At 59.9% G+C, this 21,664-nt stretch carries 15 protein-coding genes; 7 read left to right on the top strand and 8 right to left on the bottom strand.

Features of this window, described 5'->3' with window-relative positions:
- Window positions 1-123 precede the first annotated feature (123 nt).
- Entirely contained in the window at window positions 124-351 is a 228-nt protein-coding gene (locus LAT62_RS01805) for a ribosome modulation factor (protein WP_293378031.1), read from the top strand.
- 108 nt (window positions 352-459) lie between these two features.
- On the opposite strand, the gene LAT62_RS01800 is transcribed toward LAT62_RS01805, so the two are convergent.
- The 7 genes from LAT62_RS01800 to LAT62_RS01770 form a co-directional block, all read right to left on the bottom strand.
- Window positions 460-1,500 carry a quinone-dependent dihydroorotate dehydrogenase gene (locus LAT62_RS01800; RefSeq protein WP_293378028.1) on the bottom strand — a complete coding sequence of 347 codons (1,041 nt, stop codon included), beginning with the start codon at window positions 1,498-1,500 and terminating at the stop codon, window positions 460-462.
- A 95-nt stretch (window positions 1,501-1,595) separates the two neighbouring features.
- On the bottom strand, window positions 1,596-4,244 hold the full coding sequence (locus LAT62_RS01795; RefSeq protein WP_293378025.1) for a nitrate reductase: 2,649 nt from the start codon (window positions 4,242-4,244) through the stop codon (window positions 1,596-1,598).
- Entirely contained in the window at window positions 4,241-4,663 is a 423-nt protein-coding gene (gene nirD / locus LAT62_RS01790; protein ID WP_293378022.1) for a nitrite reductase small subunit NirD, read from the bottom strand. The genes LAT62_RS01795 and nirD overlap by 4 nt, the downstream gene beginning before the upstream one ends.
- Window positions 4,664-4,689: 26 nt before the next feature.
- Window positions 4,690-7,227 (bottom strand): nitrite reductase large subunit NirB, encoded by a 2,538-nt coding sequence (nirB, locus tag LAT62_RS01785; protein ID WP_293378019.1) that lies wholly within the window; start codon window positions 7,225-7,227, stop codon window positions 4,690-4,692.
- Between the two features lie 27 nt (window positions 7,228-7,254).
- The gene (locus LAT62_RS01780) at window positions 7,255-8,514 is read right to left on the bottom strand and encodes an FAD-dependent oxidoreductase (RefSeq protein ID WP_293378016.1); all 1,260 of its coding nucleotides are present in this window, start codon (window positions 8,512-8,514) and stop codon (window positions 7,255-7,257) included.
- A 314-nt stretch (window positions 8,515-8,828) separates the two neighbouring features.
- Window positions 8,829-9,050, bottom strand: a complete 222-nt coding sequence (locus LAT62_RS01775) for a DUF2835 family protein (RefSeq protein WP_293378013.1) — start codon at window positions 9,048-9,050, stop codon at window positions 8,829-8,831.
- A 38-nt stretch (window positions 9,051-9,088) separates the two neighbouring features.
- Window positions 9,089-13,933 carry an NAD-glutamate dehydrogenase gene (locus tag LAT62_RS01770; RefSeq protein WP_293378009.1) on the bottom strand — a complete coding sequence of 1,615 codons (4,845 nt, stop codon included), beginning with the start codon at window positions 13,931-13,933 and terminating at the stop codon, window positions 9,089-9,091.
- 200 nt (window positions 13,934-14,133) lie between these two features.
- Here LAT62_RS01770 and LAT62_RS01765 point away from each other — a divergent pair, with 200 nt between their 5' ends.
- Genes LAT62_RS01765 through LAT62_RS01740 form a run of 6 tightly spaced genes read left to right on the top strand, consistent with a single transcriptional unit; the run spans window position 14,134 to window position 20,882 of the window.
- Window positions 14,134-15,087, top strand: coding sequence for an AAA family ATPase (locus tag LAT62_RS01765; RefSeq protein ID WP_293378006.1), 954 nt, complete (start codon window positions 14,134-14,136; stop codon window positions 15,085-15,087).
- Between the two features lie 9 nt (window positions 15,088-15,096).
- On the top strand, window positions 15,097-16,044 hold the full coding sequence (locus LAT62_RS01760; protein WP_293378003.1) for a DUF58 domain-containing protein: 948 nt from the start codon (window positions 15,097-15,099) through the stop codon (window positions 16,042-16,044).
- A gap of 2 nt (window positions 16,045-16,046) precedes the next feature.
- Window positions 16,047-16,532, top strand: a complete 486-nt coding sequence (locus tag LAT62_RS01755) for a DUF4381 domain-containing protein (RefSeq protein WP_293378000.1) — start codon at window positions 16,047-16,049, stop codon at window positions 16,530-16,532.
- Window positions 16,490-17,488 (top strand): VWA domain-containing protein, encoded by a 999-nt coding sequence (locus tag LAT62_RS01750; RefSeq protein WP_293377997.1) that lies wholly within the window; start codon window positions 16,490-16,492, stop codon window positions 17,486-17,488. The genes LAT62_RS01755 and LAT62_RS01750 overlap by 43 nt, the downstream gene beginning before the upstream one ends.
- Window positions 17,485-19,074, top strand: a complete 1,590-nt coding sequence (locus tag LAT62_RS01745; RefSeq protein ID WP_293377994.1) for a VWA domain-containing protein — start codon at window positions 17,485-17,487, stop codon at window positions 19,072-19,074. The genes LAT62_RS01750 and LAT62_RS01745 overlap by 4 nt, the downstream gene beginning before the upstream one ends.
- Complete coding sequence (locus LAT62_RS01740; RefSeq protein WP_293377991.1) at window positions 19,068-20,882, top strand: BatD family protein; 1,815 nt, start codon at window positions 19,068-19,070, stop codon at window positions 20,880-20,882. The genes LAT62_RS01745 and LAT62_RS01740 overlap by 7 nt, the downstream gene beginning before the upstream one ends.
- Window positions 20,883-20,892: 10 nt before the next feature.
- Here the strand turns inward: LAT62_RS01740 and LAT62_RS01735 are convergent, their stop codons facing one another.
- Complete coding sequence (locus LAT62_RS01735) at window positions 20,893-21,660, bottom strand: tRNA threonylcarbamoyladenosine dehydratase (RefSeq protein WP_293377988.1); 768 nt, start codon at window positions 21,658-21,660, stop codon at window positions 20,893-20,895.
- Window positions 21,661-21,664: the final 4 nt, after the last annotated feature.

The raw sequence follows: 21,664 nt of genomic DNA, 5'->3' as shown, positions 1-21,664 counted from the left end.
GTACAGTCCATTGTGTAAGGAAGCAGGAGGAGTATACAGGAAAGTCATGTTCCGACTGACAGCAATGACTCTAATGTGCATCAGTCACCCAACCTGTTTTCGAAAAGTGAAGAGGTCGACCCTATGAAGCGACAGAAACGGAACCCGATGGAACGAGCCTATCAGCGTGGATACCTTGCCGGACTGGAGGGGCGCTCGAAGACCCTCTGTCCCAAGGCCGAAGGCGCTGAACATCAGGAATGGATGAATGGCTGGCGTGAAGGCAGAGAAGATAATTGGAGTGGTTATCAAGGTGCCAGCGCGGTCCATAAGGTGAACCGAGTCGTGTACCATCAGATACATGATGGCTAAAGCCGTGGAGTCTTACTCAGGCCGCTCTCAAGCGGCCTGATCAAAATCCCTTCCTTCTACTTCTGGCGCAAAACCACAAAACGCAGCGAGTACACCAGACCAATAACATCAGGCAGGATTGCCGGGCCGATGCTGGGCACCGAGCATCGCAACCTGAGCTTCTCTAATCAGTTCAGGGCCACGATATATCAAGCCGGAATAGATTTGCACCAGATCGGCACCTGCCTTGATCTTGCTCCGTGCATCCTCCCCCTCGGTGACGCCACCGACTCCAATGACAGGAATGCGGCCACCCAGAGAGTCAGCAAGCACCGACAGGGTATGGTTGGCCAGCGCCAGCAGAGGAGCGCCGCTTAGGCCTCCCGCCTCTTCAGCTCCTGAGATGCCGCTTACCACACTGCGCTCGACTGTGGTATTGGTGGCGATCGCCCCGTCAATACCGCTCTGGAGCAGTGCCTTCCCTACAGACCTGGTTTCTTCATCCGTCATGTCGGGAGCGATCTTGACCAGCAGCGCAACATGCCGCCCCTGTTGCCGACCGAGTTGATCCCGCCTGCCTACCAACTGCTGCAACAATGACTCCAGCGCATCACCAAACTGCAGGGTGCGCAGTCCGGGGGTATTGGGAGATGAGAGATTTACGGTCACGTAGTCGGCATGTGCATAGACCGCATCCAGACAGGCAAGATAGTCTTCGCTGGCCGCCTCTACCGGCGTATCAAAGTTTTTCCCGATATTGACGCCAACAACGCCACCAAAGCTTCGCCGCTCCAGATTGGCCACCAGGTACGCCAGCCCTTTGTTGTTGAATCCCATTCGGTTGATCAGCGCCTGCACTTCGGGCAGCCGGAACAGGCGGGGAGACGGATTTCCCGGTTGCGGCCTGGGGGTCACGGTACCTACCTCGATATGGCCGAAGCCCAGGGCTCCGAACGCGTCAATGTAGTCGCCATTTTTGTCCAGCCCGGCCGCTAGCCCGATCCTGTTGGGGAATGACAACCCCCACAAGGATACCGGGTCGACCGGTACTGCATCGGCAATCAGTCCCGTGAGACGAAGCCGATGCAATGCCCCCAGCCATTCCAGAGTCAGTTCATGAGCGGTTTCGGCAGACAGTTGGAATAAAAGCGGGCGCAATAGGGCGTACATTATCATCAATTCCTTTCTCAGTGCGGGCATTATAGTGCCTGCAGCCGACTCCGTCATGGCCTGTGACCGGGAACTGCCCTATTCCTTTGCACCAGTTACGCTTCACCCTCAGCGTTGGCCTGCAACAGGTCGCGTAAATCAGGTATACAGCTGCCACACTGAGTACCACAACGCAGTTCGCGACCCAGCGCTTCGACGGAGCAACAGCCCTCTGCCAGGATGGCGTGCTCGATCTGGAAACGCCCGATCTGATGACAACTACAGATCATGGGTCCGACATCCGGCACACCACTGCTGCGGCCTGCGAGAAGATCCCGCCGCGTTGCCGCATCAATAGTCTCTGAGCTAAACTGCTCCGCGATCCATTCCGGAGCGATATCCGGCAATGCCTGCCCCAGCCAGATGACGGCTTTCAGCTGCCCTTGAACAAAAGCCGCTACCCGCTCGGCACCGCTCCCCGCGTCGCTGTAAATCTGAAAATCGGCCTCCGGCGAGCGTGCCTCCAGCCATTGTCGCGCTGAAAACCGATTACCCGCCCACTGATACAGGGTGCCACCCTCCAGGTCACGCCTGAACCAAGCCGCCCATGGAGGACCCTGCAAGGGCTCCGGCAACCAGCAATACCCCTGCACTTCAGGCTGCCAGGGTTCCAGTTGAATCACCGCATGCTTGAGTTCCGGCTGCCCGGATATCGGATCAATCCGCGTTGGCACCAGGCTGCTGGCAACCGCCTGACTGGCGTATTGCCGGGTCCAATGGATAGGCAGAAAGACGTCACCCCGGCGCTGGTCCTTTGTAATCTCGATGCGCACCCGCGCTGCCTGCCCGGCACTGCGCAGACAGACCCAGTCTCTGTCTTGCAGCCCTTCCCGGCCAGCATCCTCCGGGTGCATGGCCAGGCGCGGCTCTGAAACATGGCTGGTCAGTCTGGCTGCCAGACCGGTGCGCGTCATGGTATGCCATTGATCGCGCAAACGTCCGGTATTGAAGCGATACCGCTGCACGGAGTCTGGTGCGGACTGGGGTGGTCTGGGCTGCACAGGAAACAGACGGCCCCGGCGAGAGGGGGTATTGAATCGACCATCCTGAAACCACCGGGTGCGTCCCATAGGCCACTGATCATTGACAGGCCATTGCAGTGGCGTCAGTGCCTGATACTCAGCCGCTGTGATATCGGCCCAGACCGCCAGATCCAGATCACGGGTTCCGTTGTTTTCATAGGCAGTCAGCTGCGCATGTTCACGAAAGATATCGACCGGCGCCTGGTAACCGAAGGCCTCATCGAAGCCCATGGCCTGAGCCACCCGCGAGATGATCCACCAGTCATGGCGTGCCTCACCGGCCGGCTTGACCAGGGCTCTCTGCCGGGAGATGCGTCGCTCGCTGTTGGTGACAGTGCCGTCTTTCTCGCTCCATCCGGTGGCAGGCAGCCGGATATGAGCCAGGTCCATGGTATCGGTGTGCGCCATGCAGTCCGACACCACCACCAGATCGCATTGGGCCAAGGCTTCGCGCACCCGGGCAGCCTCGGGCATGCTGACCACCGGATTGGTGGCCATGATCCAGACCGCCCGAATTGCGCCACTGTGAACCCGTTCAAACAGTTCCGTAGCCATGGCACCCGGCTCCTGTGCCATATTGGCCGCGTTCCAGAAACGGGCTACCCGATCAATAGCCTCGGGGTCATCCCAATCCATATGGGCAGCCAGTTGATTGGACAACCCGCCGACTTCACGGCCGCCCATCGCATTGGGCTGGCCGGTAATGGAAAACGGTGATGCACCGGGCTGACCCACGCGGCCGGTTGCCAGGTGCACATTGATAATGGCGTTCGACTTGTCGACGCCACTGGTGGACTGATTGATGCCCATTGAATAGAAGCTGACCGTGCGCGGTGTTCGGGCAAACCACTGATAAAACGTATGCACGTCAGACACCGCAAGGCCACACTCATCCGCTAACTCCTCCAGTGATCCTGCGGCACGGCGGGCAGTGGCCAGCGCAGCACCCAGCCCCTCGGTATGAGCTTCGACATAACCAGTGTCCAGCCCGCCATGATCGGCCAGCCATACCAGAAGGCCATTGAACAGCAGTGCATCCGTGCCCGGACGCAGGGGCAGGTGCAGGTCTGCACTGCCGGCGGTCGCAGTGCGGCGTGGATCGATCACCACCATTCTGCGGTTCTCGCCTTTCTGGCGGGCCGCCTGCATGCGCTGAAACAGCACAGGATGCGTCCAGGCTGCATTGGAGCCAATCAGCACCATCAGATCTGCCGAATCGATATCCTCGTAGCTGCCGGGCACCGTATCGCTGCCAAAGGCCCTCTTGTAGCCTGCGACAGCGGAAGACATGCACAGACGAGAGTTGGTATCGATATTACCGCTGCCGATAAACCCCTTCATGAGCTTGTTGGCCACATAGTAGTCTTCGGTCAGTAACTGACCGGAGACATAAAACGCCACACTGTCAGGGCCATAGAGACGGATGGTTTCCTTTAGCCCCTCGGCTACAGCAGCGATGGCGGCGTCCCAGTCAGCGCGCTGGCCCTGAATCTCCGGATGGAGAAGACGCGCCTCGTGGCTTAGGGTTTCGTGCAGGGCGGATCCCTTCACGCACAGTCGTCCCCTATTGGCCGGATGCCTTTCATCACCGGACACTGCAAGTACCCGATCATCCTGCACGGTAGCCTGCACGCCGCAGCCCACGCCGCAATAGGGGCAGGTGGTTTCACACACCCGCTTCATGCCGCAGCCCGGGCCTTTTTTCCTGAGGCTCTGCGCTGCAGAACCTGAATCTCATCGCGGTAAAAGCGGGCCTGAAAGACCTGCAGTTTCTGCTCCGGGTCTTCCAGACAGCGACCATCCAGCAGCGAAAAATGCTGCTTGTAGAGTGGCGATGCCACCACTGGTTCGCCCCCGACATCTCCGACAATGCCCCTGGCAATCAGATGAACACCGGAGAAGGGGCAATAATTGGTGACGGCATACAGGGTGTCGTACAACTCGGGCAGCCAGAACAAGGCAATCTGCAGTTCTCCTGCCAGCGCTCCCACACCACTGCCCGGTATCAGGTCAGACCGGCGACCGATGGTCACCCACTCTTCGTGTGCAGCGAACTGATCTGCGCGGTTCTGCTGAGCCTTCGAAATAGTTTCTGTCATCATCTTGTCTCCTTTGCTCGGCCTGTGGCTCACAGGTTGGACGCCGGGATGAGCTTCGCCCGCTCCTGCTGATTCGCGGGGCGAATCTGGCCGCGTTCCTCGACAAACACTACATTGGGGTCATCACTGTCATCATTGATCAACTGCCGGAAGCGCTTCAGTCGCTCCGGACTCTCCAGCGTCGTCTTCCACTCGCACTGGTAGTGTTCGATCAGGCGGGCCATTTGCTGATCAAGATCTTTATTGATGCCCAAGGCGTCATTCAGTATCACGTCCTGGACATACTCCAGACCACCATCAAGGTTTTCCAACCAGCGCGCCGTGCGCTGCAGCCGGTCGGCAGTGCGGATATAGAACATGAGGAACCGGTCAATGGTGCGGATCAGCGTCTGGGTATCGAGATCAGTTGCGAAAAGGTCCGCATGCCGCGGGCGCATGCCACCGTTACCGGCAACAAAGAGATTCCAGCCGTTCTCGGTCGCGATCACGCCCACATCCTTGCTCTGTGCCTCGGCGCATTCGCGCGTACAGCCACTGACGGCTAACTTCAGCTTGTGCGGGGCGCGCACACCCTTGTAACGGTTTTCCAGATCGATCGCGAGCTGCACACTGTCCTGCACGCCATAGCGGCACCAGGTGCTGCCCACGCAGCTTTTCACCGTGCGCACCGATTTGCCATAGGCATGGCCGGTTTCAAAGCCGGCATCCACCAGACGCTGCCAGATTACCGGGAGTTCGTTCAGTTTGGCGCCGAACAAGTCGATTCTCTGACCGCCAGTGATCTTGGTGTAGAGATTGAAATCGCGAGCCACTTCGCCCAGCACGATCAACCGGTCCGGGGTGATTTCACCACCGGCAACACGAGGTACGACGGAAAAGGTACCGTCTTTCTGCATGTTGGCCAGAAAGGTGTCATTGGTGTCCTGCAGGCCGACATGCTGATCTTCCAGCACATAGTCATTCCACACGGACGCCAGAATGGAGGCCACTGCCGGCTTACAGATATCACACCCCAGCCCCTTGCCATAGCGCTCGCGCAACGTATGGAAATCGCGGATCCCCTCGACCCGGACAAGGTGCTCCAGTTCCTGGCGGGAGTACGCAAAATGCTCACAGATATCGTTGCTGACCTCCATCCCCAGAGCCGCCATTTCATGGTCAACGACATCTTTCAACTGGGCAGCACAGCCACCGCAGCCGCTGGCGGCGCGCGTCGCGTCCTTGACCTCACCAAGAGAGGCCTTGCCATCATGGATACACTGGACGATATCGCCCTTGCTCACATTGTGGCAGGAGCAGATGGTGGCGGTTTCGGGCAGCGCATCGATACCCAGTGCTGGTGACCCACCCTCACTGGCTGGGAGGATCAGACTCTCGGGCTTGCTCGGCAGGTCGAGATCATTGCTGTAGTACTGCATCAGAGTGTCGTAGTAGCTGTTATCACCGACCAGCATGGCGCCCAGCAGTCGTCTCCCGTCTGCCGACACCACCAGTTTGCGATATTGCTGCGACACCTCATCAAGATAACGGTATAACTTTGCACCCGGTTTCTGGTCGCCATGGGCGTCGCCGATACTGCCGACATCCACACCAAGCAATTTCAACTTGGTACTCATGTCGGCCCCTGCAAAAGCAAGATTGTCGCCAGTCAGCGTGGCCAGAGCCGCCTTGGCCATCTGGTAGCCTGGGCCAACCAGGCCGAAAATGCTGTTCTTCCACAGAGCCACTTCGCCAATGGCCAGGATGGACGGGTCACTGGTCCGGCACTGGTCGTCAATGACTACCCCACCGCGCTCACCCACTTCGAGCCCGGCTTCCCTGGCCAGTTCATCGCGCGGCCGAATGCCGGCAGAAAACACGATCAGATCGGTTTCAAGAACCCGGTCGTCCTGAAACACCATACGGTGACGGCTGGCCTCCCCGTCTTCGATACGCTGGGTAGCCCGATCGGTCAGCACCTGCACGCCCAGAGCTTCGATTTTCTGGCGCAGCAGAAGTCCCCCTTCGGCATCGACCTGCATCGGCATCAGGCGAGGCGCAAATTCGACCACGGCAGTATCCAGATCCAGACCTTTCAGCGCATTGGCGGCTTCCAGCCCCAGCAGGCCTCCTCCCACCACTACGCCGGTCGTGGCGTCTTGCGCAGATTGCCGAATGGCATCCAGGTCATCCAGTGTGCGATAGACCAGACAGTGTTCCCGGTCATTCCCGGGAATGGGCGGCACAAACGGATAGGAGCCGGTCGCCAGTACCAGTTGATCCCACTGCAACTCCGTGCCGTCCGCCAGCATCAGCGTCTGCCGGTCACGGTCCAGGCTGACCGCCTGGGCATTGAGGCGCAGATCAACCCCCCAGGCGGCGTATTGCTCCGTCGTTCCCAGCGCCAGATCGGCTGCATTGGAGCCTTGAAAATACTCGGACAAATGGACCCGGTCGTAGGCGGCATGGCGCTCTTCACCCAGCACAATGACCTCGTAACAGTCCCGGTCCGGATGATCGGCCAACTGCTCGAGAAAATGGTGGCCTACCATGCCATTGCCAATAACGATCAGTGTCTGTTTGCTCATTGCACTCGCTCTCCCGGGTGGTTACCTTCAGGCCGCAGCCCTGTTGTTCTCGGTGTCTTTCTCAGTATTCTGCAGGCTGTCCGACGGTTGGGCGCCACAGAAAGCAGCGCCAAATACCAGTGACTCGCGCACTGAGGTAATATCGGCTGCCCGCTCAATCAGATCGTGATAAAAGCTGCCGTCACGGATATCGCCGAACAGCACTGCACCTATCAGGCACCCAGAGCGGATGACCAGTTTGCGATATTCACGGTGTGACTCATCCTGCCAGACAATGACGTGATCTCCGGTCTCTCCCTCGGTGACCCCGGCTGAAAAGACCGGCAGCCCGCTGACTTTCAATTGGGTGGACACGGCTGAACCCTGATAGGCCGCCGGCAGTCCACCAAGATGGGCGGCCAGTTGGTGCGCCTGCTCGTAGAGCGGTGCCACCAGACCGTAGGAAACGCCCCGATGCTCGGCGCACTCGCCCAAGGCATGGATACAGGGATCCGAGGTGCGCAGTTGATCATCCACCTGAATGCCGCGGTCGACGCTTAATCCGCATTCCCGTGCCAGTTCGATACGCGGCATGATGCCGATGGCAGGAACCACCGCAGAGGCCTGAAGCGCCTCTCCGGATTTCAGAACGGCGTGCAGACCACCATTTTCGCGAGCACTGATGGCCTCCACCTCCTCACCCGTGCGAACAGCAATGCCTTGTTGACGCAGCGCCTCTTCCAGCCAACCAGCGGCAAACGAATCCAGTTGCCGGTTCATCAACCAGTCATCACGGTGCACGACGGTAACGTCGACACCCCGGCCGGCCAGACCTGTAGCCGCCTCGAGGCCCAGCAGTCCACCGCCCAGAACCAGGGCTCTGGCACCTGCCGGCACTGACAGCAACTGCTCCACATCTGCAACGGTTCGGAAAGGGCGCACACCCGGCAGGTCAATACCCGGCACATCCGGAAGTCGTGGGCTGGAACCGGTTGCCAGTATCAGGCGGTCATAACGCAGACGTTCACCGCTCTTCAACATCACGTGTCGGGCCTTGCGGTCGATCCGGCATACCCAGTCGTGAACACAGGAAACGCCATGCTTCTCGAACCAGTCTGGGGCTACCGTGGCAAGGCTCTCAAGTTCGCGCACCCCTGCCAGCACATCAGACAGCCCGATCCGGTTGTAGCCCTGCCAGGATTCTTCACCGATAACAGTAATCTGCGCGTCCCATCGTGCCAGCAGCATTAAATCCTGCAGCAGCCGCATCGCCGCCATACCATGCCCCACAATGATCCACTGCTGCATCAGTTGCCCCCGGTTGAATCCAAAAAAAAACGCCCGACCAGTCGCATCTGTTGATGGACTCGTCGAGCGCCTTTGCTCGCGGAGAGGGGTACCCGTCAGGCACCCGACTCCAATCAATTTGTTGTTACTTGCTGTGGCTGCTGACTGCACAGCCCGTGCCAGGACACTGTTTTTGCGAAGGAATACCGCAATGGAGGGGTTTCAGGAGGTTCTACGGATATGCGGGCGACTTGCCAAGTCGTGCCCAGACGGCCCGAGGTGCCTTTTCATGTGCCATCAGAGTGCAGAATGCACTCTATTGGCGCACGATAAGATCATCGTAAGCGCTCGATCGACTGGAAGTGGCCGCCTTCGTACCAGATACGAAACGCGCCGCGAATGCCGTCACGGGTAATGAAGGGTTGCAGTATACGCAACGGGAAAGACACACTGCGCCCGTCTGATGCAATGGTATAGACACTGCGTGCCGAACCGTCATACAGGCGCTGGAGTTCTTCCGGGGTGATCTCGAAACTGACTACAATGGATTCTTTCATGGGTGCCGATCCGGTGACCGGCACCCATGATGCGACATTCAGCCGATTTTTTCCATGGTGCCGATGGCCGTGGACTGGGAAAGGTCCAGCAGCTCCCGGGTGGCGACGCTGTACATACTGAACTCCGGCTCACTGGTAGCCAGGATTTCGCGCACAATGCGCACCCAGCGATCCACCAGTGGCTGGTGACGCTGTATCCAGCGCTCCAGATTGGCCTCCAGATCCCCTCCGTCGTCCTCGCTGAGCACGCTCCAGGTCAGGCGCTGTTGCTGCTGCTCCAGATCGTCACGCAAGGCCTCTCGGGCCATCGCCTGCCAGTGGGTACCGACGGGCATGGCACTCAGAGCTCCGCCAAACTGGTTCAGTGAAAGCTTCTCACCCAACAGGAAGAACGTCTGCGCCGCCCGCTCCAGTGACACATTCAACTGAGTGGCCACACCGATTATCGCAATACCGTGATACAGATGATCACAGACCGCGAGTCTCGGTGCTACCGTTTTGCTCACTCCCGCGGAGGTAAAGGCATCCACGGCCTCTGTATGGCGCGTAGCCATCTGACCATGCAGGAAGCGGGGAATGGTATCCGCCAGTTCGTTGATCGAGCCCTGATAGCGCTTGACCAGGTCGGCCACATCCAGGTTCAGTCGATTGCTCTTGATAAGTGTTCGGGTAGCACGGCGCACCATACGCGACAGGCGGGTCATCATGTCCATCTGCAGGCTGCTGGAGACCTGGTAATCCATCGACTCCACGGCCGACCAGAGCTCCGGCATACCAAAGATATCGCGCGCTGCTGCATAACCTTTGACAATATCCAGCTCGCTTGCCCCGGTGCTTTCCTGCAGTCGGTGCACGAACACGATACCCATATGGTTGAACAGGTCGTTGGCCAACTGGGTGGCCACAATTTCCCGCTTCAACCGGTGCTGTTGAATATTGTCACCAAACTGCTCCACAAGCGTCCGCGGGAAAGCGGTATAGACTTCCCGCGCCAGGTAGTTGTCGTCACCTGCGGCCTGGTTGATCAGCGCTTCCTTGAGATCCCCCTTGCTGTAGGAGATAAGCACGCTGAGTTCCGGTTTTACCAGCCCCTGACCCAACGCCTTGCGTTCGGAAATCTGCTCGTCATCAGGCAGAAATTCCAGCGCCCGGTCAAGCTTGCCGGCCGTCTCGAAGGACGCAATATGACGGCGATACTCTTCGACCCGCTGGGCTGCCTCGGCAGAAGCAATACTGATGGCCTGGGTCTGACGATAGTTGTTGCTCAGCACCAGTTGAGATACCTCATCGGTCATCTTGACCAACCACTGGTTGCGGTGCTTGACGGTCAGATCGCCACTCTTGACCAGTTCATCAAGCAATATCTTGATATTGACCTCATGGTCAGAGCAGTCAACGCCACCGGCATTGTCGATAAAGTCCGTATAGCAGCGGCCACCATGGCGGGCAAATTCGATGCGCGCCAATTGGGTAAAGCCGAGGTTGCCTCCCTCACCCAGCACCTTGGCGCGCAGCTCGGAGGCATCAACCCGCAGGTTGTCATTGGCCTTGTCGCCGACATCGGCATGGGACTCTGTACTGGCTTTGACGTAGGTCCCGATGCCACCGTTCCAGATCAGGTCCACCTGCGCCTTGAGAATATGACTGATCAACTCGATCGGGGTCAGTTTCTCATGACGTACACCCAGTAGTTTGCGTATTTCCGGAGTCAGGGTGATGGACTTGGCGTGCCGGCTGAATATCCCACCACCCTTGGAAATCAGCTTGCTGTTGTAGTCTTCCCAGCTTGAACGGGGCAGCTTGAACAGCCGTTCACGCTCCTTGTAGGACTTTTCCGGGTCCGGATCCGGATCCAGGAAAATGTGCATATGGTTGAATGCTGCCACCAGCTTCAGGCAGCGTGAAGACAGCAGCCCGTTGCCGAAGACATCACCGGCCATATCACCAATACCGACCACGGTAATCGGTGATTCCTGCACGTTGATGTCCATCTCACGGAAGTGCCGCTGCACACTGACCCAGGCACCGCGTGCGGTAATACCCATTTTCTTGTGGTCATAGCCGTTGGAGCCGCCTGAGGCAAAGGCATCACCCAGCCAGAAATCATAGCCATTGGCCACTTCATTGGCTATGTCGGAGAAAGTCGCGGTACCCTTGTCGGCGGCCACCACCAGATAGGGGTCGTCACCGTCATGGCGCACCACGTCCGATGGCGGCGTCACGGCACCGCCGACCAGATTGTCACTGATGTCCAGCAAGCCCTGAATAAAGGTGCGATAGCAGGATATACCCTCGGCGAGGAAGGCTTCCCGGTCTGAAGGGTCCGGCAGCTTCTTGGCGACAAATCCGCCCTTCGCGCCCACCGGAACAATCACTGCATTCTTGACCTGCTGCGCCTTGACCAGCCCCAGCACCTCGGTGCGGAAATCTTCAAGACGGTCGGACCAGCGCAAGCCACCCCGGGCCACCTTGCCACCGCGCAGATGAACCCCTTCGACACGCGGCGAATAGACAAAGATCTCGAACTCGGGGCGCGGTTTGGGCACATCGGCAATGGCCCTCGGGTTGAGCTTGAAGCTGATGTAGGATTTGCGCCGACTGCCGCCTTCCTGCTGATAGAAGTTGGTGCGCAACGTGGCCTGCATCAGTTCCATGTATTTGCGCAGAATGCGGTCTTCGTTCAGGTTTTCCACCTGCTCTAGGCCGGCTTCCAGCTTGGCCGTGTACTTGTCCTGCAGCTCCTTGCGCTTCTTGCGCACCGGGTTGAACCGGGCGGAAAACAGGTAGGACAGCATTTCGGTCAGTTCAGGGTGCCGAATCAGAGTTGTGGCAATGTATTCCTGGCTGATACCGAAGCGGATCTGCTTCATGTATTTGGCGTAGCCTCGCAGCATGGCCACTTCACGCCAGGTCAGCCTGGAGCCCAGTATCAACTGGTTGTAGTGGTCATTCTCGGCGCGCCCGTACCAGATATTGATAAAGGCATCATGGAAAATCTCCCGCAACTGGGCAGGCTCCAGATCAGGATCGGCCTGATAGAGCAGCGTAAAATCGTAAATGTAGATGCGCTGCCCGTCTGCCCGCTCAACCGGATAGGGAATTTCATCCACCACCCGTAGTCCGAAGTTCTCCAGCACCGGCACAAGGTCGGACAGCATCAGCTCCGAATCCTGATGGAATATCTTCAGCTTGAGGTTGGTCTCCGAAGGTTCCTGACTGAGATAGAAGCTCAGCGTCAGTTGCTCTTCGGGATTGGCGAACAGGGATTCCATGCGCTGCACGTCAGTAACGGCCACGCGCGCGGAATAGCTCTCCCGATAGCCTGAAGGAAACGCAGCATGGTAGGCATTGTAGAGATCAATGCCCTGCTCTTCACCGAGTTGTTCGCACAGGGCTTCGCTGAGTTCATCTTCCCAGCGGCGCGCCATCTGGCGAATGGTGCGTTCGAGATCCTGCACATCCAACCCTTCGGTCAGCGGGCCGGACAGCTTGAATACGAAACGGATGCGCGCCAGCACCGACTCGCTGAGGTAGATACTGAAGTCGGAGCCTTCCACATCCAGTCGACTGGCAATCAGTCTCTGGATCTGCATGCGGATTTCCGTGTTGAAAATTTCCCGCGGCAGGTAGACCAATGCGGTTACAAACTGCCCGTAGGGATCACGCCGGGAGAACACCCGGATTTGTTTGCGTTCCTGGATCGACAGCACAGAGAGTGCTGTGTTCAGCAGCTCATCAACCGTTGACAGGATGAGCTCGTCGCGCGGAAAGGTGTACAGAATCTGCGCCAGTTCCTTGCTGTTATGACTGGACTCGGAGAAACCCGCACGCCGAACCACTTCGCTAATCTTGCGCCGCACAATGGGGATGCTGCGCGGTGAGTCGTTGTAGACGGCAGAGGTATAGAGACCGAGGATCCGGTAGCCTCCGGTAACCTCACCCTTGCTGTTGAATTCCTTGATGATCACATAATCGCTGTAGGCCGGGCGATGCACCGAAGACCGACGACCGGATTTGGCAAAGGTCACGATACGCGGATCATGGGCTGAAGCCGACATCTGATCGCCGGAAAGGTCGATATGCTCTGCGGCAGAGCGACTGGGTTTGCGAAACAGACCGAGCTCCGACTTGGCTACCGTTTTGATTTTGCCCGCCTTGATCTCGTAGCGATCAAAGGCCAGGAAGGTGAAATGGTCATCGAGCAACCACTCCAGAAAAATACGGCTTTCGGCAACTTCTTCTCCCGGAAGGTTGCTCTTCTCGAGCTTGCGTACATCCTCTACGGCAGTACGCACCAGATCAGTGATCGCCGGGTAGTCATCAACCACCATGCCCACATCACTGATCACGGACTGAAGCTCGCGCTCCATTTGCCGACGAGCTCGGGCTTCCGAGACATGGTCAATCTCGAAGTACACCAGCAACTCGTTGTTGGTCTCGGCCTCTTCGCGGAAAGCCTTCAACTGGCCACCGGCACTGCGCTCGCTGTGGAAGTCACCATAGAACAGCCGGTGGATATTGGCCCCGAGGCGATTGAGCGCCATGCGCACCGAATCGACAACGAATGGCACATCACGCGCCAGCACGACTACACTGGTGTGACCGCTCTGCCATTCATGTTCTTCCACATTAGGATTGAACACCTGAACCTTGGGCGTCTTGCCAGCATCGGGCCATTTGTCGATATGGCGCCACAGACTGACCGTCAGTCCGGCCAGATCCTCCATATCATAGGTAGTCAGATCACTGTCTGCGGCATGAGCAAACAGTCGGTTAATCAGTAAGGACAGGGGTTTCTTTTTGTCGTCTTTGACATTTTTGTGCAGTCTGGTTTCGAGCGTCTCGACTATATCCGCCTTTACAGGCAGCTTCTTACCGGGCATGAGCAAGTGTCCCTTTATACTTTATATTTTCAGCCATATTTCGGGGCCCTATAAACCCCTTAGTGATAAGGTAACGTACTGAACGAATTTCTCCAGTCATTTCGGTGACTTGTCGCAATTGCAATAGCACTGGCGCGCTTGATTAACCGGTCCAATAGACGGGGCCACGCGGCGCGGCGGGCGAGAACAGGAATTGACGTATGATTCTGGACCGATTTCAGGCTCTGCAAGACTACCTTGGCAGTGCAGTACTGGGTCAAAAACCGTTGACTGAGGCCCTCTTGCTGGGTTTGCTGACCGATGGGCATGTGCTGCTGGAAGGCACGCCCGGGCTGGCCAAAACCCGAGCCGTAAAAGCACTTGCACTGGGTGTTCAGGGCGATTTTCAGCGCATTCAGTTTACCCCCGACCTGTTACCCACCGACATTACCGGCGCCGAGATCTATCGGGCCGATCAGCAGGCGTTCGAATTTCAGCCCGGACCGGTGTTCACCAACCTGCTGCTGGCAGATGAAATCAATCGGTCACCGGCCAAGGTCCAGGCCGCACTGCTCGAGGCCATGTCGGAACGCCAGGTGTCGGCGGGTCGCGCTACCCGCCCGCTGCCGGAACTGTTCATGGTGGTCGCTACCCAGAACCCGTTGGAGCAGGAAGGCACCTATCCGTTACCGGAAGCCCAGTTGGACCGCTTCCTGCTGCATGTGCGCATAGAACATCCGGATGCTGAAACCGAGCGCCAGATTCTCCGCCTGACCCGCCATGGTGATCGCCTGCAACCGCCCGAACGGCCACCGCTGGCCTGGGAAGACATTCGTCAGGCGCGGGAAGAGGTGGCGACCATCCATGTGGCGCCGGCGATCGAAGACTATCTGGTACACCTGGCCGATGCGACCCGCCGCCCCGGCGCCTACAGCAATGAACTGGCCGAGTGGCTGGCGGCCGGGGTCAGCCCTCGGGCCACCATCGGTCTGGAGCAGGTCTGCCGGGCCAGAGCCTGGCTGGACGGCATGACGTTTGTTACCCCTGATCTGGTGCAACGCCTGCTGCCGCTGGTCTATCGGCACCGTCTGAGCATCGATTTCCGGGCCCAGGCACGGGGCGTCACCGCAGATCACGCGATGGATGCGCTGCTGCATGCGGTCCCCGTCAGTTGAGAGGTTGATATGCTCGAAGGCACACAGGTGTCCGTGGAACAACTGGCCGCCCTGCGCCAGCCCTCGGCACGCGGCAGTCAGCAGAGCTTCGCCCGGCTGATTGGTGCGCGTGAGAGCCATATGGCCGGATCAGGGTTGCAGATGCGCGAGCTGCGGGCCTATGAACCCGGCGATGACCTGCGTCATCTGCACTGGCGGGCGACTGCCCGCCTCGGCGAGCCCATGACCCGAGTGTTTGACCAGGAAAATGAACTGTCCTGGCTGCTGGTGATTCTGCTGACCCCGGAGATGTATTTCGGCAGCCGCCATGCCTACAAGTCCGTGCGTGCCCTGGAAACCGCTGCCCTGCTCGGCTGGTCGCGACTGGACGCCGGCGATGCCGTGGGCAGTGTCGTACTGTCACCCCATGGACAATCACTTAGCCGTCCTGCGCGCACGCGCAACCGATGGTTGCAGCAACTCAACGATTGGTCAGAACACAGCGCGCCACCCACCGGACAGCAGGCACTGACGCCCGCGGCCTTGTCCGAGCTGCAGGTTGAACTGCGCCGCCTGGCCCAGCCCGGACGCCCTGTCGTGATCTTTTCAGACCTGCTGCCGCCCCACGACTGGAGTGGCCTGCTGCAGAGCCTGTCGCGCAGCGCGGTGACTCTGGTGCAGCTTTATGATCCGCTGGAGGAAAGTCTGCCCGACGGGGGCGCTTTCCCCGTGCAGGGATCAGGGCGCCCGCTCTGGATTCAGGGGTCACGCAGGGCCAGTCAACGGTATCGCTCAGCGCGTGAAAGCTGGTTTGCCAATCTGCGCTCCGCACTGGCCGGGCAGCGCCTGCACTGGGTGGGCATGAGTACCGCCGATGATCCGCAGCAGAACCACTGGCTGACGGATGCGGCCCAGATGTCCAATGCCGAAGATTCAGACCTTGCAGCAAACGATACTGCACAGACCTGGGAGCCCTGACCATGTCATTTCAGGAACTGCAGGCGCAGATGGCCCCCAACCTGGCACCGGACCACCTGTCCTGGTGGCCACCAGCTACCGGCTGGGTACTGTTGGCTGTAGTGCTGACGGTCACGTTCGGGGGTTGGCTGATCTGGTACAGCCGCGACACGCCCTGGTGGCGCTGGCCGACGGTGCACCGTCTGCGCCGGGCTTATCTGCAGGACCTGGAGCGCATTCTGACCGCCACAGAGCCCGACCGGGAAATCAGCCAATGGCTGCGCCGACTGGCACGGGACGGCCTGGGTGTACCCTCTCACCTGCCGCCTGATCTGTTTCTGCGCGCTCTGCAACGGGCGGCACCTGAACCTTTGCCCGAGGTGGTCCCGCAATTGCTGCGCGACATCTATTCACAGCGCGATGTCGAACCCCTGCTGACGACGTATAAACCTGAACTGGAACAGCTATGCCTGACCTGTCTGCACTTACATTCGCCCGGCCGTGGCTGATCCTGCTGTTGCCACTGGCCCTGCTGGTCTGGTGGCGACTGCCGGCCGGTGTACGCAGCGCTCCTCGGGTGCCTTTTGCCGACGCCTGGCGGGCCGCGGCGGACACGCGTGTGCTGAGCGGCCTGCTGCACTGGCGCGGGGTACTGATGTTGCTGGCCTGGCTGCTGCTGGTGCTGGCTGTCATGCGCCCGCAAGTGCCCGGTGATCGCGACAACATACTGCTCACCGGGCGGCAGATGATGTTGCTGGTGGATCTGTCACTCAGCATGTCCATTCCCGATATGCGCGTGGACGGCCAGGAAACGGATCGCCTGACTGCGGTGAAAGCCATTCTCGAGGACTTCATTCCCGACCGTGAAGGGGACCAGATCGGCCTGATCGTGTTCGGCAGCCAGGCCTATGTGCATGTGCCGGTCACCCCGGACCTGGCCACCGTGGCGCGACTCGCCGATGAAATGGAGATTGGCATGGCCGGGCCGCGCACCGCACTGGGCGAGGCTCTGGCTCTTGGCGTCATTCATCTGGCGGAAACGAGAACCGCCCGCGCGGGCGACGAACAGGTCATGATATTGCTGTCCGATGGCGCACAGACCATCGGCAGTGTGTTTCCCCGCGAAGCCGGTATTCTGGCCCGTGATCGCAACATCACCATCCATACCATCGGTTTTGGTACCGAGGATGGCGGCCCACTGGGCAGCCCCTCCGACATCGACGAGCCGGCGCTGATTGCCATCGCCGAAACCACCGGCGGTGAGTACTTCAGGGCTCAAAGCAGCGAAGATCTGCTCGCCATCTATCGCACCATTGATCAATTGGAACCGGTGGAGGCCAACGAGCGATATATTCGCCATGCGCGTGATGTCTGGCACTGGCCGGCCGGGCTTGCCCTGATGCTGATCCTCGTCAGTGCCCTGCCTGCTGCCCTGGTTATTCGGCGGCCGGGAGTTCGATCATGACTCTGCTGCGTCCCGAATGGCTGCTCGCCTGGCCACTGGTCGGACTGTTGATCTGGAGTCTGCGCCGTGAAGCCAGCGCACGCTGGCAGTCGCATATCGATCCACAACTGTTGCAACCACTGCTGCAGGGTGGAAAGGACCGTTACAACCAACTGGTGCGCTATGTCGGTCTGATCTCGCTGCTGCTACTGCCCCTGGCGCTGGCGGGTCCCGCCATCGAAGTGGAGGCCGAGGACGCCCTGCAGGAACGGCCCATGGTCATCATCATCGACCAGTCCCCCAGTATGCTCGCCACAGACGTGTCGCCGAATCGCTATACACGGGCACGGCAGAAAGTTCAGGACTGGCTGGCAGCGCATCCGGGCAGACCCACCGCACTGGTCGCCTATTCCGGTACTGCACATGTCGTCACTCCCCTCAGTTTTGACCACAACACCATCACCCTCATGCTGCGCCAACTGCACCCGGAGATGATGCCGCGCCCCGGCAGTCATCCGGTTGCGGCATTGGCGCTGGCCGCTGATCTGCTCAACGAGCAGTCTGGGGATGTGCTGTGGCTGACCGACAGTCTGACGACAGAACAGCGTATTCGCCTGCAGGACCAATTGGATGACCGGGTGGCTCGACTGGGCATCATAGCGCTGGGTACCGATATCGGCGGACCGGCCATACGCCGCGACGGCACACCGGTTCGGGACACCTCGGGCAATCCGCTTCAGCCGGTGCTGGACAGCAGCGAACTGAATATTCTGGCAGACAGCAATCAGGTGAGCTGGCATCCGTTGACGCCAGACGATACCGACTGGCAATCTGTTTTGACAGACGGTCAACTTTTGGGCAGCCAGGCGGCGCTGGACAGCAACACCGTGACCCGGGATCTGGGACTCTGGCTGCTGGTTGCGCTGCTGCCCGGCCTGCTGTTGCTCTATGGTCGCGGACAACTGATGGTCTTACCCTTGGCTCTGTCACTGACTCTGCTGACACCGCGTGCCGAGGCATCGGCGCTCGACTGGTTCCGCAGTCCGGATCAACAGGGTGCCGCCATGCTGGAGGAGGATCCGCGTGCCGCCATGGATATCTTCAGCAGTCAGCAGTGGCGAATTCATGCCGCCCTTGAAGCCGGTGAATACCGACAGGCATTGCAGTGGCTGGAGTCCCCCGACTCGGCGCGCGACCATTATCACCGGGGCAATGCTCTGGTACATCTGCAACGGTTTGAAGAAGCCCTTGAGGCCTATGACGAAGCCCTGCGGCGGCGCGAGGACTTCTCCGAAGCCAGGCACAACAAAGAGTTGGTGGAACAGTTCCTGGAGCGCATGGCCGAAAATGAAGGACAGTCTGAAGAGCAGGAGGCTGCACCCGGACCGGCCAATCCTGGGGGTGGCAGTCAGCGCGGTGAAGGCAGCCCCGCCCTGCCCGGCGATGGCAGTGGTCAGGGCGACCTGACCGACTCCGGCGCTGAGGCCCTGGAAAGCAGCATCCGCCAGCGCATGCCGGAACAGGACGCCAGCTTTCTCGAACGCAAATTCCGCTTCCAGTACGAAGCGGAACCTGACAACTACGATGCTACGGGTCCCACATGGTAAGGCGCAGTAAAGGACACTGTTGTTACGGGCTGTTGATGCTGTGCACCCTGATTCTGTTGCTGGGGGCAAGCAGTTCGGTGTGGGCTGCCACCGAGGCGCTGGCCAGTGTCAGTCGAACCACCCTGGTTGACGGCGATGCTTTCACTCTCAGAATCCGTGTGCGACCCGCTGACCAGACGCCTGATCTGGCGCCGTTGCGTCGCGACTTCGAGATTCTGGAACAACGGCAATCCACCAATAATCCGGCGCTGCAGGAAGAGCTCGGACGCAGCTTCACCGAGTGGGAAATCACACTGTTACCCCGGCACAGCGGAGAACTGACCATCCCAGCCTTGACCGTCGGCAATGCGACCACGCGCCCGATTGATATCCGTGTATTGCAGATATCTCCCGAGCAACGGGCCATCCGCGACAGAAATGTCGAGCTGGAAGTGACCGCCAGTACCACCTCTCCCTATGTCGATGAATCCATCCTGGTCACGCTGACCCTGTATTACAACGTCAACATCAGTGGTCAGTTCGCCGATGTATCCCCACAGGACAGTGAGTGGACCGCACTGGGCGATGCCATTGAAGGGACCACCCGCCGGGACGATGGCCGAAACTACAGCTATACGCGGTTTCACTATCTTTATACGCCTCTGACTCCCGGGCAGCGCGATTTGCCGGCATTCTCCTTCGAGGGTGACTACCGGACGCACAGCCTTGCGCCTCGCCAGACGCTGCGTGATGTGCGCAGCGAGGCCATCGCGCTGGACGTCAAGCCGATCCCGAGTGACTTCCCGGCCGGTCAGACCTGGCTGCCGGCGCGGGATGTTACGCTCGAGGACACCTGGGCCGGCAACCTTGAGGCACCGGAAGTCGGAGATCAGATCACGCGCCAGACCACCCTGAGCGCCACCGGTCCTCCCGCGTCAAGGCTAAGCCGACCGCAACACGAGAGCGACCCGCCCGCTGAAGTGCGTCAATATGAGGGCCAGGTGCAGTCGGATGAGCAACTGCAACCCCAGCAGCGCGTCAGCGTTCGTCAGGATGAGGTGGCTTACCTGCTGACCGGCGCCGGCGAGGTCACCGTGCCGGCCCTGCGGGTCCCCTGGTGGGATCTGGAGGAAGACACACTGCGCTGGGCAGAAGCCCCTGCGCGCACTGTCAATGTGGCTGCCGGAGCCTTGGTACCGGCTCCAGAGCCTGAACCCGAAGCGATGGCTCCGGAAGAGGCGGCGAAAGTGCCCGAGGCACCCACCGAAAGTCGTGCCCTGACCTTCGCCGGTGCCGTGATGGTGCTGGCGTTGTTGCTCGGACTGGGCTGGCTGCTCAAGCGCCGTCGGATCCGGCCTGGCGCCCTGCTATGGCAGGTCATCAACCGGGGTTGGCTGCGTCTGGCAAAATTCTGGTGGCGACCGGCGCAGGATCACCCGAGGAAATCCCGATCAGTTCCGGGGAACGGCGCAGTGAGACCAAGGAAAGAGCCTGGCCATAAGCAGAAACGGGCCGACAAACCATCCGTGTGGCTGCAACAGGCCCGGGCACAGGCTGCCGCGCAGGACTGGCAATCTCTGTTGGCGACCTTGAGCACGAATCTGGGTCCCTGGGGTTGGCCTGACCTGGCCCGTGTTGCCAGCCGCTCTGGCCAGGCCGAATTTCCCGATCTGGTGCGCGCCACGCAGGCCCTGTTGTATGGCGCCGCCAATCAGCAACCGGATCCGGGACAGTTGGCGGAGCGCTGGGAACAGTGCCTGCAGAACTGGCCCGGTCATCCTCAGGCAGAAAGCGACTCCGGTGGCCCGGACGGTCTCTATCCGGATTGAAGCAGGCACTTCAGGCTGACAGGGCTTCAAGTGCTGCGGCCACTGCCACCATGCCAAAGGTGGCGGTGACCGCCATGGAGGCGCCAAACCCGCCGGCACAGTTCAGATTGTTCCCTGCGTCCGGATGGCGGGTTGCGCAAACGGTGCCGTCAGGCTGGGGATATACCAGGGGTTCTTGGGAATAGATGCACGGCACCTTCATGCGGCGGCCGCCGCCCGGAAAGCCATGCTCGCGGCGCAGCATCTGGCGCACGCGCGCTGCCAGCGGATCCTGCACGGCAGCACTCAGATCGGCGCGGCGAATTTGTGTCGGGTCGGTCTGCCCGCCTGCGCCACCGGTCAGCACATAGGGCACTCCGGCTTCGCGCAAGGCAAGCACCAGGGCGACCTTGACCGGCACGCTGTCAATCGCATCAATAACGAAATCATGATCAGCCAGGGTCGAATCGTCCAGATTTCCGGGCGTCAGGAACTGCTGACGGGGCGCCACTTCAATGTCAGGATTGATCGCCCGGCAGCGCTCGGCCAGCACATCAACCTTGAACTGACCCAAAGTGTCTGTCGTGGTATGAGACTGTCGGTTGGTATTGGAGACACAGACATCATCCAGATCCCAGAAGGTCAGCGACCCGACACCGGAGCGCGCCAGCGCCTCAACTGCCCAGGACCCCACGCCGCCAACCCCGACGACAGCGACCCGGGCCGACTGGAAGCGCGCCAGGGCTTCTGTGCCGTAGAGGCGGGCGATGCCACCAAAGCGATCAAGATAGGCCGTCATGGTC

This window comes from Natronospirillum sp., from assembly GCF_022565775.1.
GTDB lineage: Bacteria > Pseudomonadota > Gammaproteobacteria > Pseudomonadales > Natronospirillaceae > Natronospirillum.
The sequence above is the reverse complement of the archived record's forward strand: the minus strand, read 5'-3'. Positions and strand labels throughout refer to the sequence as shown.

Bases quoted from the DNA above. Each gene is read 5' to 3' on its own strand.
- LAT62_RS01760 (WP_293378003.1), top strand. From the start codon at position 15,097: ATGCTCGAAGGCACACAGGTGTCCGTGGAACAACTGGCCGCCCTGCGC.
- LAT62_RS01750 (WP_293377997.1), top strand. From the start codon at position 16,490: ATGCCTGACCTGTCTGCACTTACATTCGCCCGGCCGTGGCTGATCCTG.
- LAT62_RS01775 (WP_293378013.1), bottom strand. From the start codon at position 9,050: ATGAAAGAATCCATTGTAGTCAGTTTCGAGATCACCCCGGAAGAACTC.
- LAT62_RS01800 (WP_293378028.1), bottom strand. From the start codon at position 1,500: ATGTACGCCCTATTGCGCCCGCTTTTATTCCAACTGTCTGCCGAAACC.
- LAT62_RS01735 (WP_293377988.1), bottom strand. From the start codon at position 21,660: ATGACGGCCTATCTTGATCGCTTTGGTGGCATCGCCCGCCTCTACGGC.
- LAT62_RS01755 (WP_293378000.1), top strand. From the start codon at position 16,047: ATGTCATTTCAGGAACTGCAGGCGCAGATGGCCCCCAACCTGGCACCG.
- LAT62_RS01765 (WP_293378006.1), top strand. From the start codon at position 14,134: ATGATTCTGGACCGATTTCAGGCTCTGCAAGACTACCTTGGCAGTGCA.
- LAT62_RS01745 (WP_293377994.1), top strand. From the start codon at position 17,485: ATGACTCTGCTGCGTCCCGAATGGCTGCTCGCCTGGCCACTGGTCGGA.
- nirB (WP_293378019.1), bottom strand. From the start codon at position 7,227: ATGAGCAAACAGACACTGATCGTTATTGGCAATGGCATGGTAGGCCAC.
- LAT62_RS01805 (WP_293378031.1), top strand. From the start codon at position 124: ATGAAGCGACAGAAACGGAACCCGATGGAACGAGCCTATCAGCGTGGA.
- LAT62_RS01795 (WP_293378025.1), bottom strand. From the start codon at position 4,244: ATGAAGCGGGTGTGTGAAACCACCTGCCCCTATTGCGGCGTGGGCTGC.
- LAT62_RS01770 (WP_293378009.1), bottom strand. From the start codon at position 13,933: ATGCCCGGTAAGAAGCTGCCTGTAAAGGCGGATATAGTCGAGACGCTC.
- LAT62_RS01780 (WP_293378016.1), bottom strand. From the start codon at position 8,514: ATGCAGCAGTGGATCATTGTGGGGCATGGTATGGCGGCGATGCGGCTG.
- nirD (WP_293378022.1), bottom strand. From the start codon at position 4,663: ATGATGACAGAAACTATTTCGAAGGCTCAGCAGAACCGCGCAGATCAG.
- LAT62_RS01740 (WP_293377991.1), top strand. From the start codon at position 19,068: ATGGTAAGGCGCAGTAAAGGACACTGTTGTTACGGGCTGTTGATGCTG.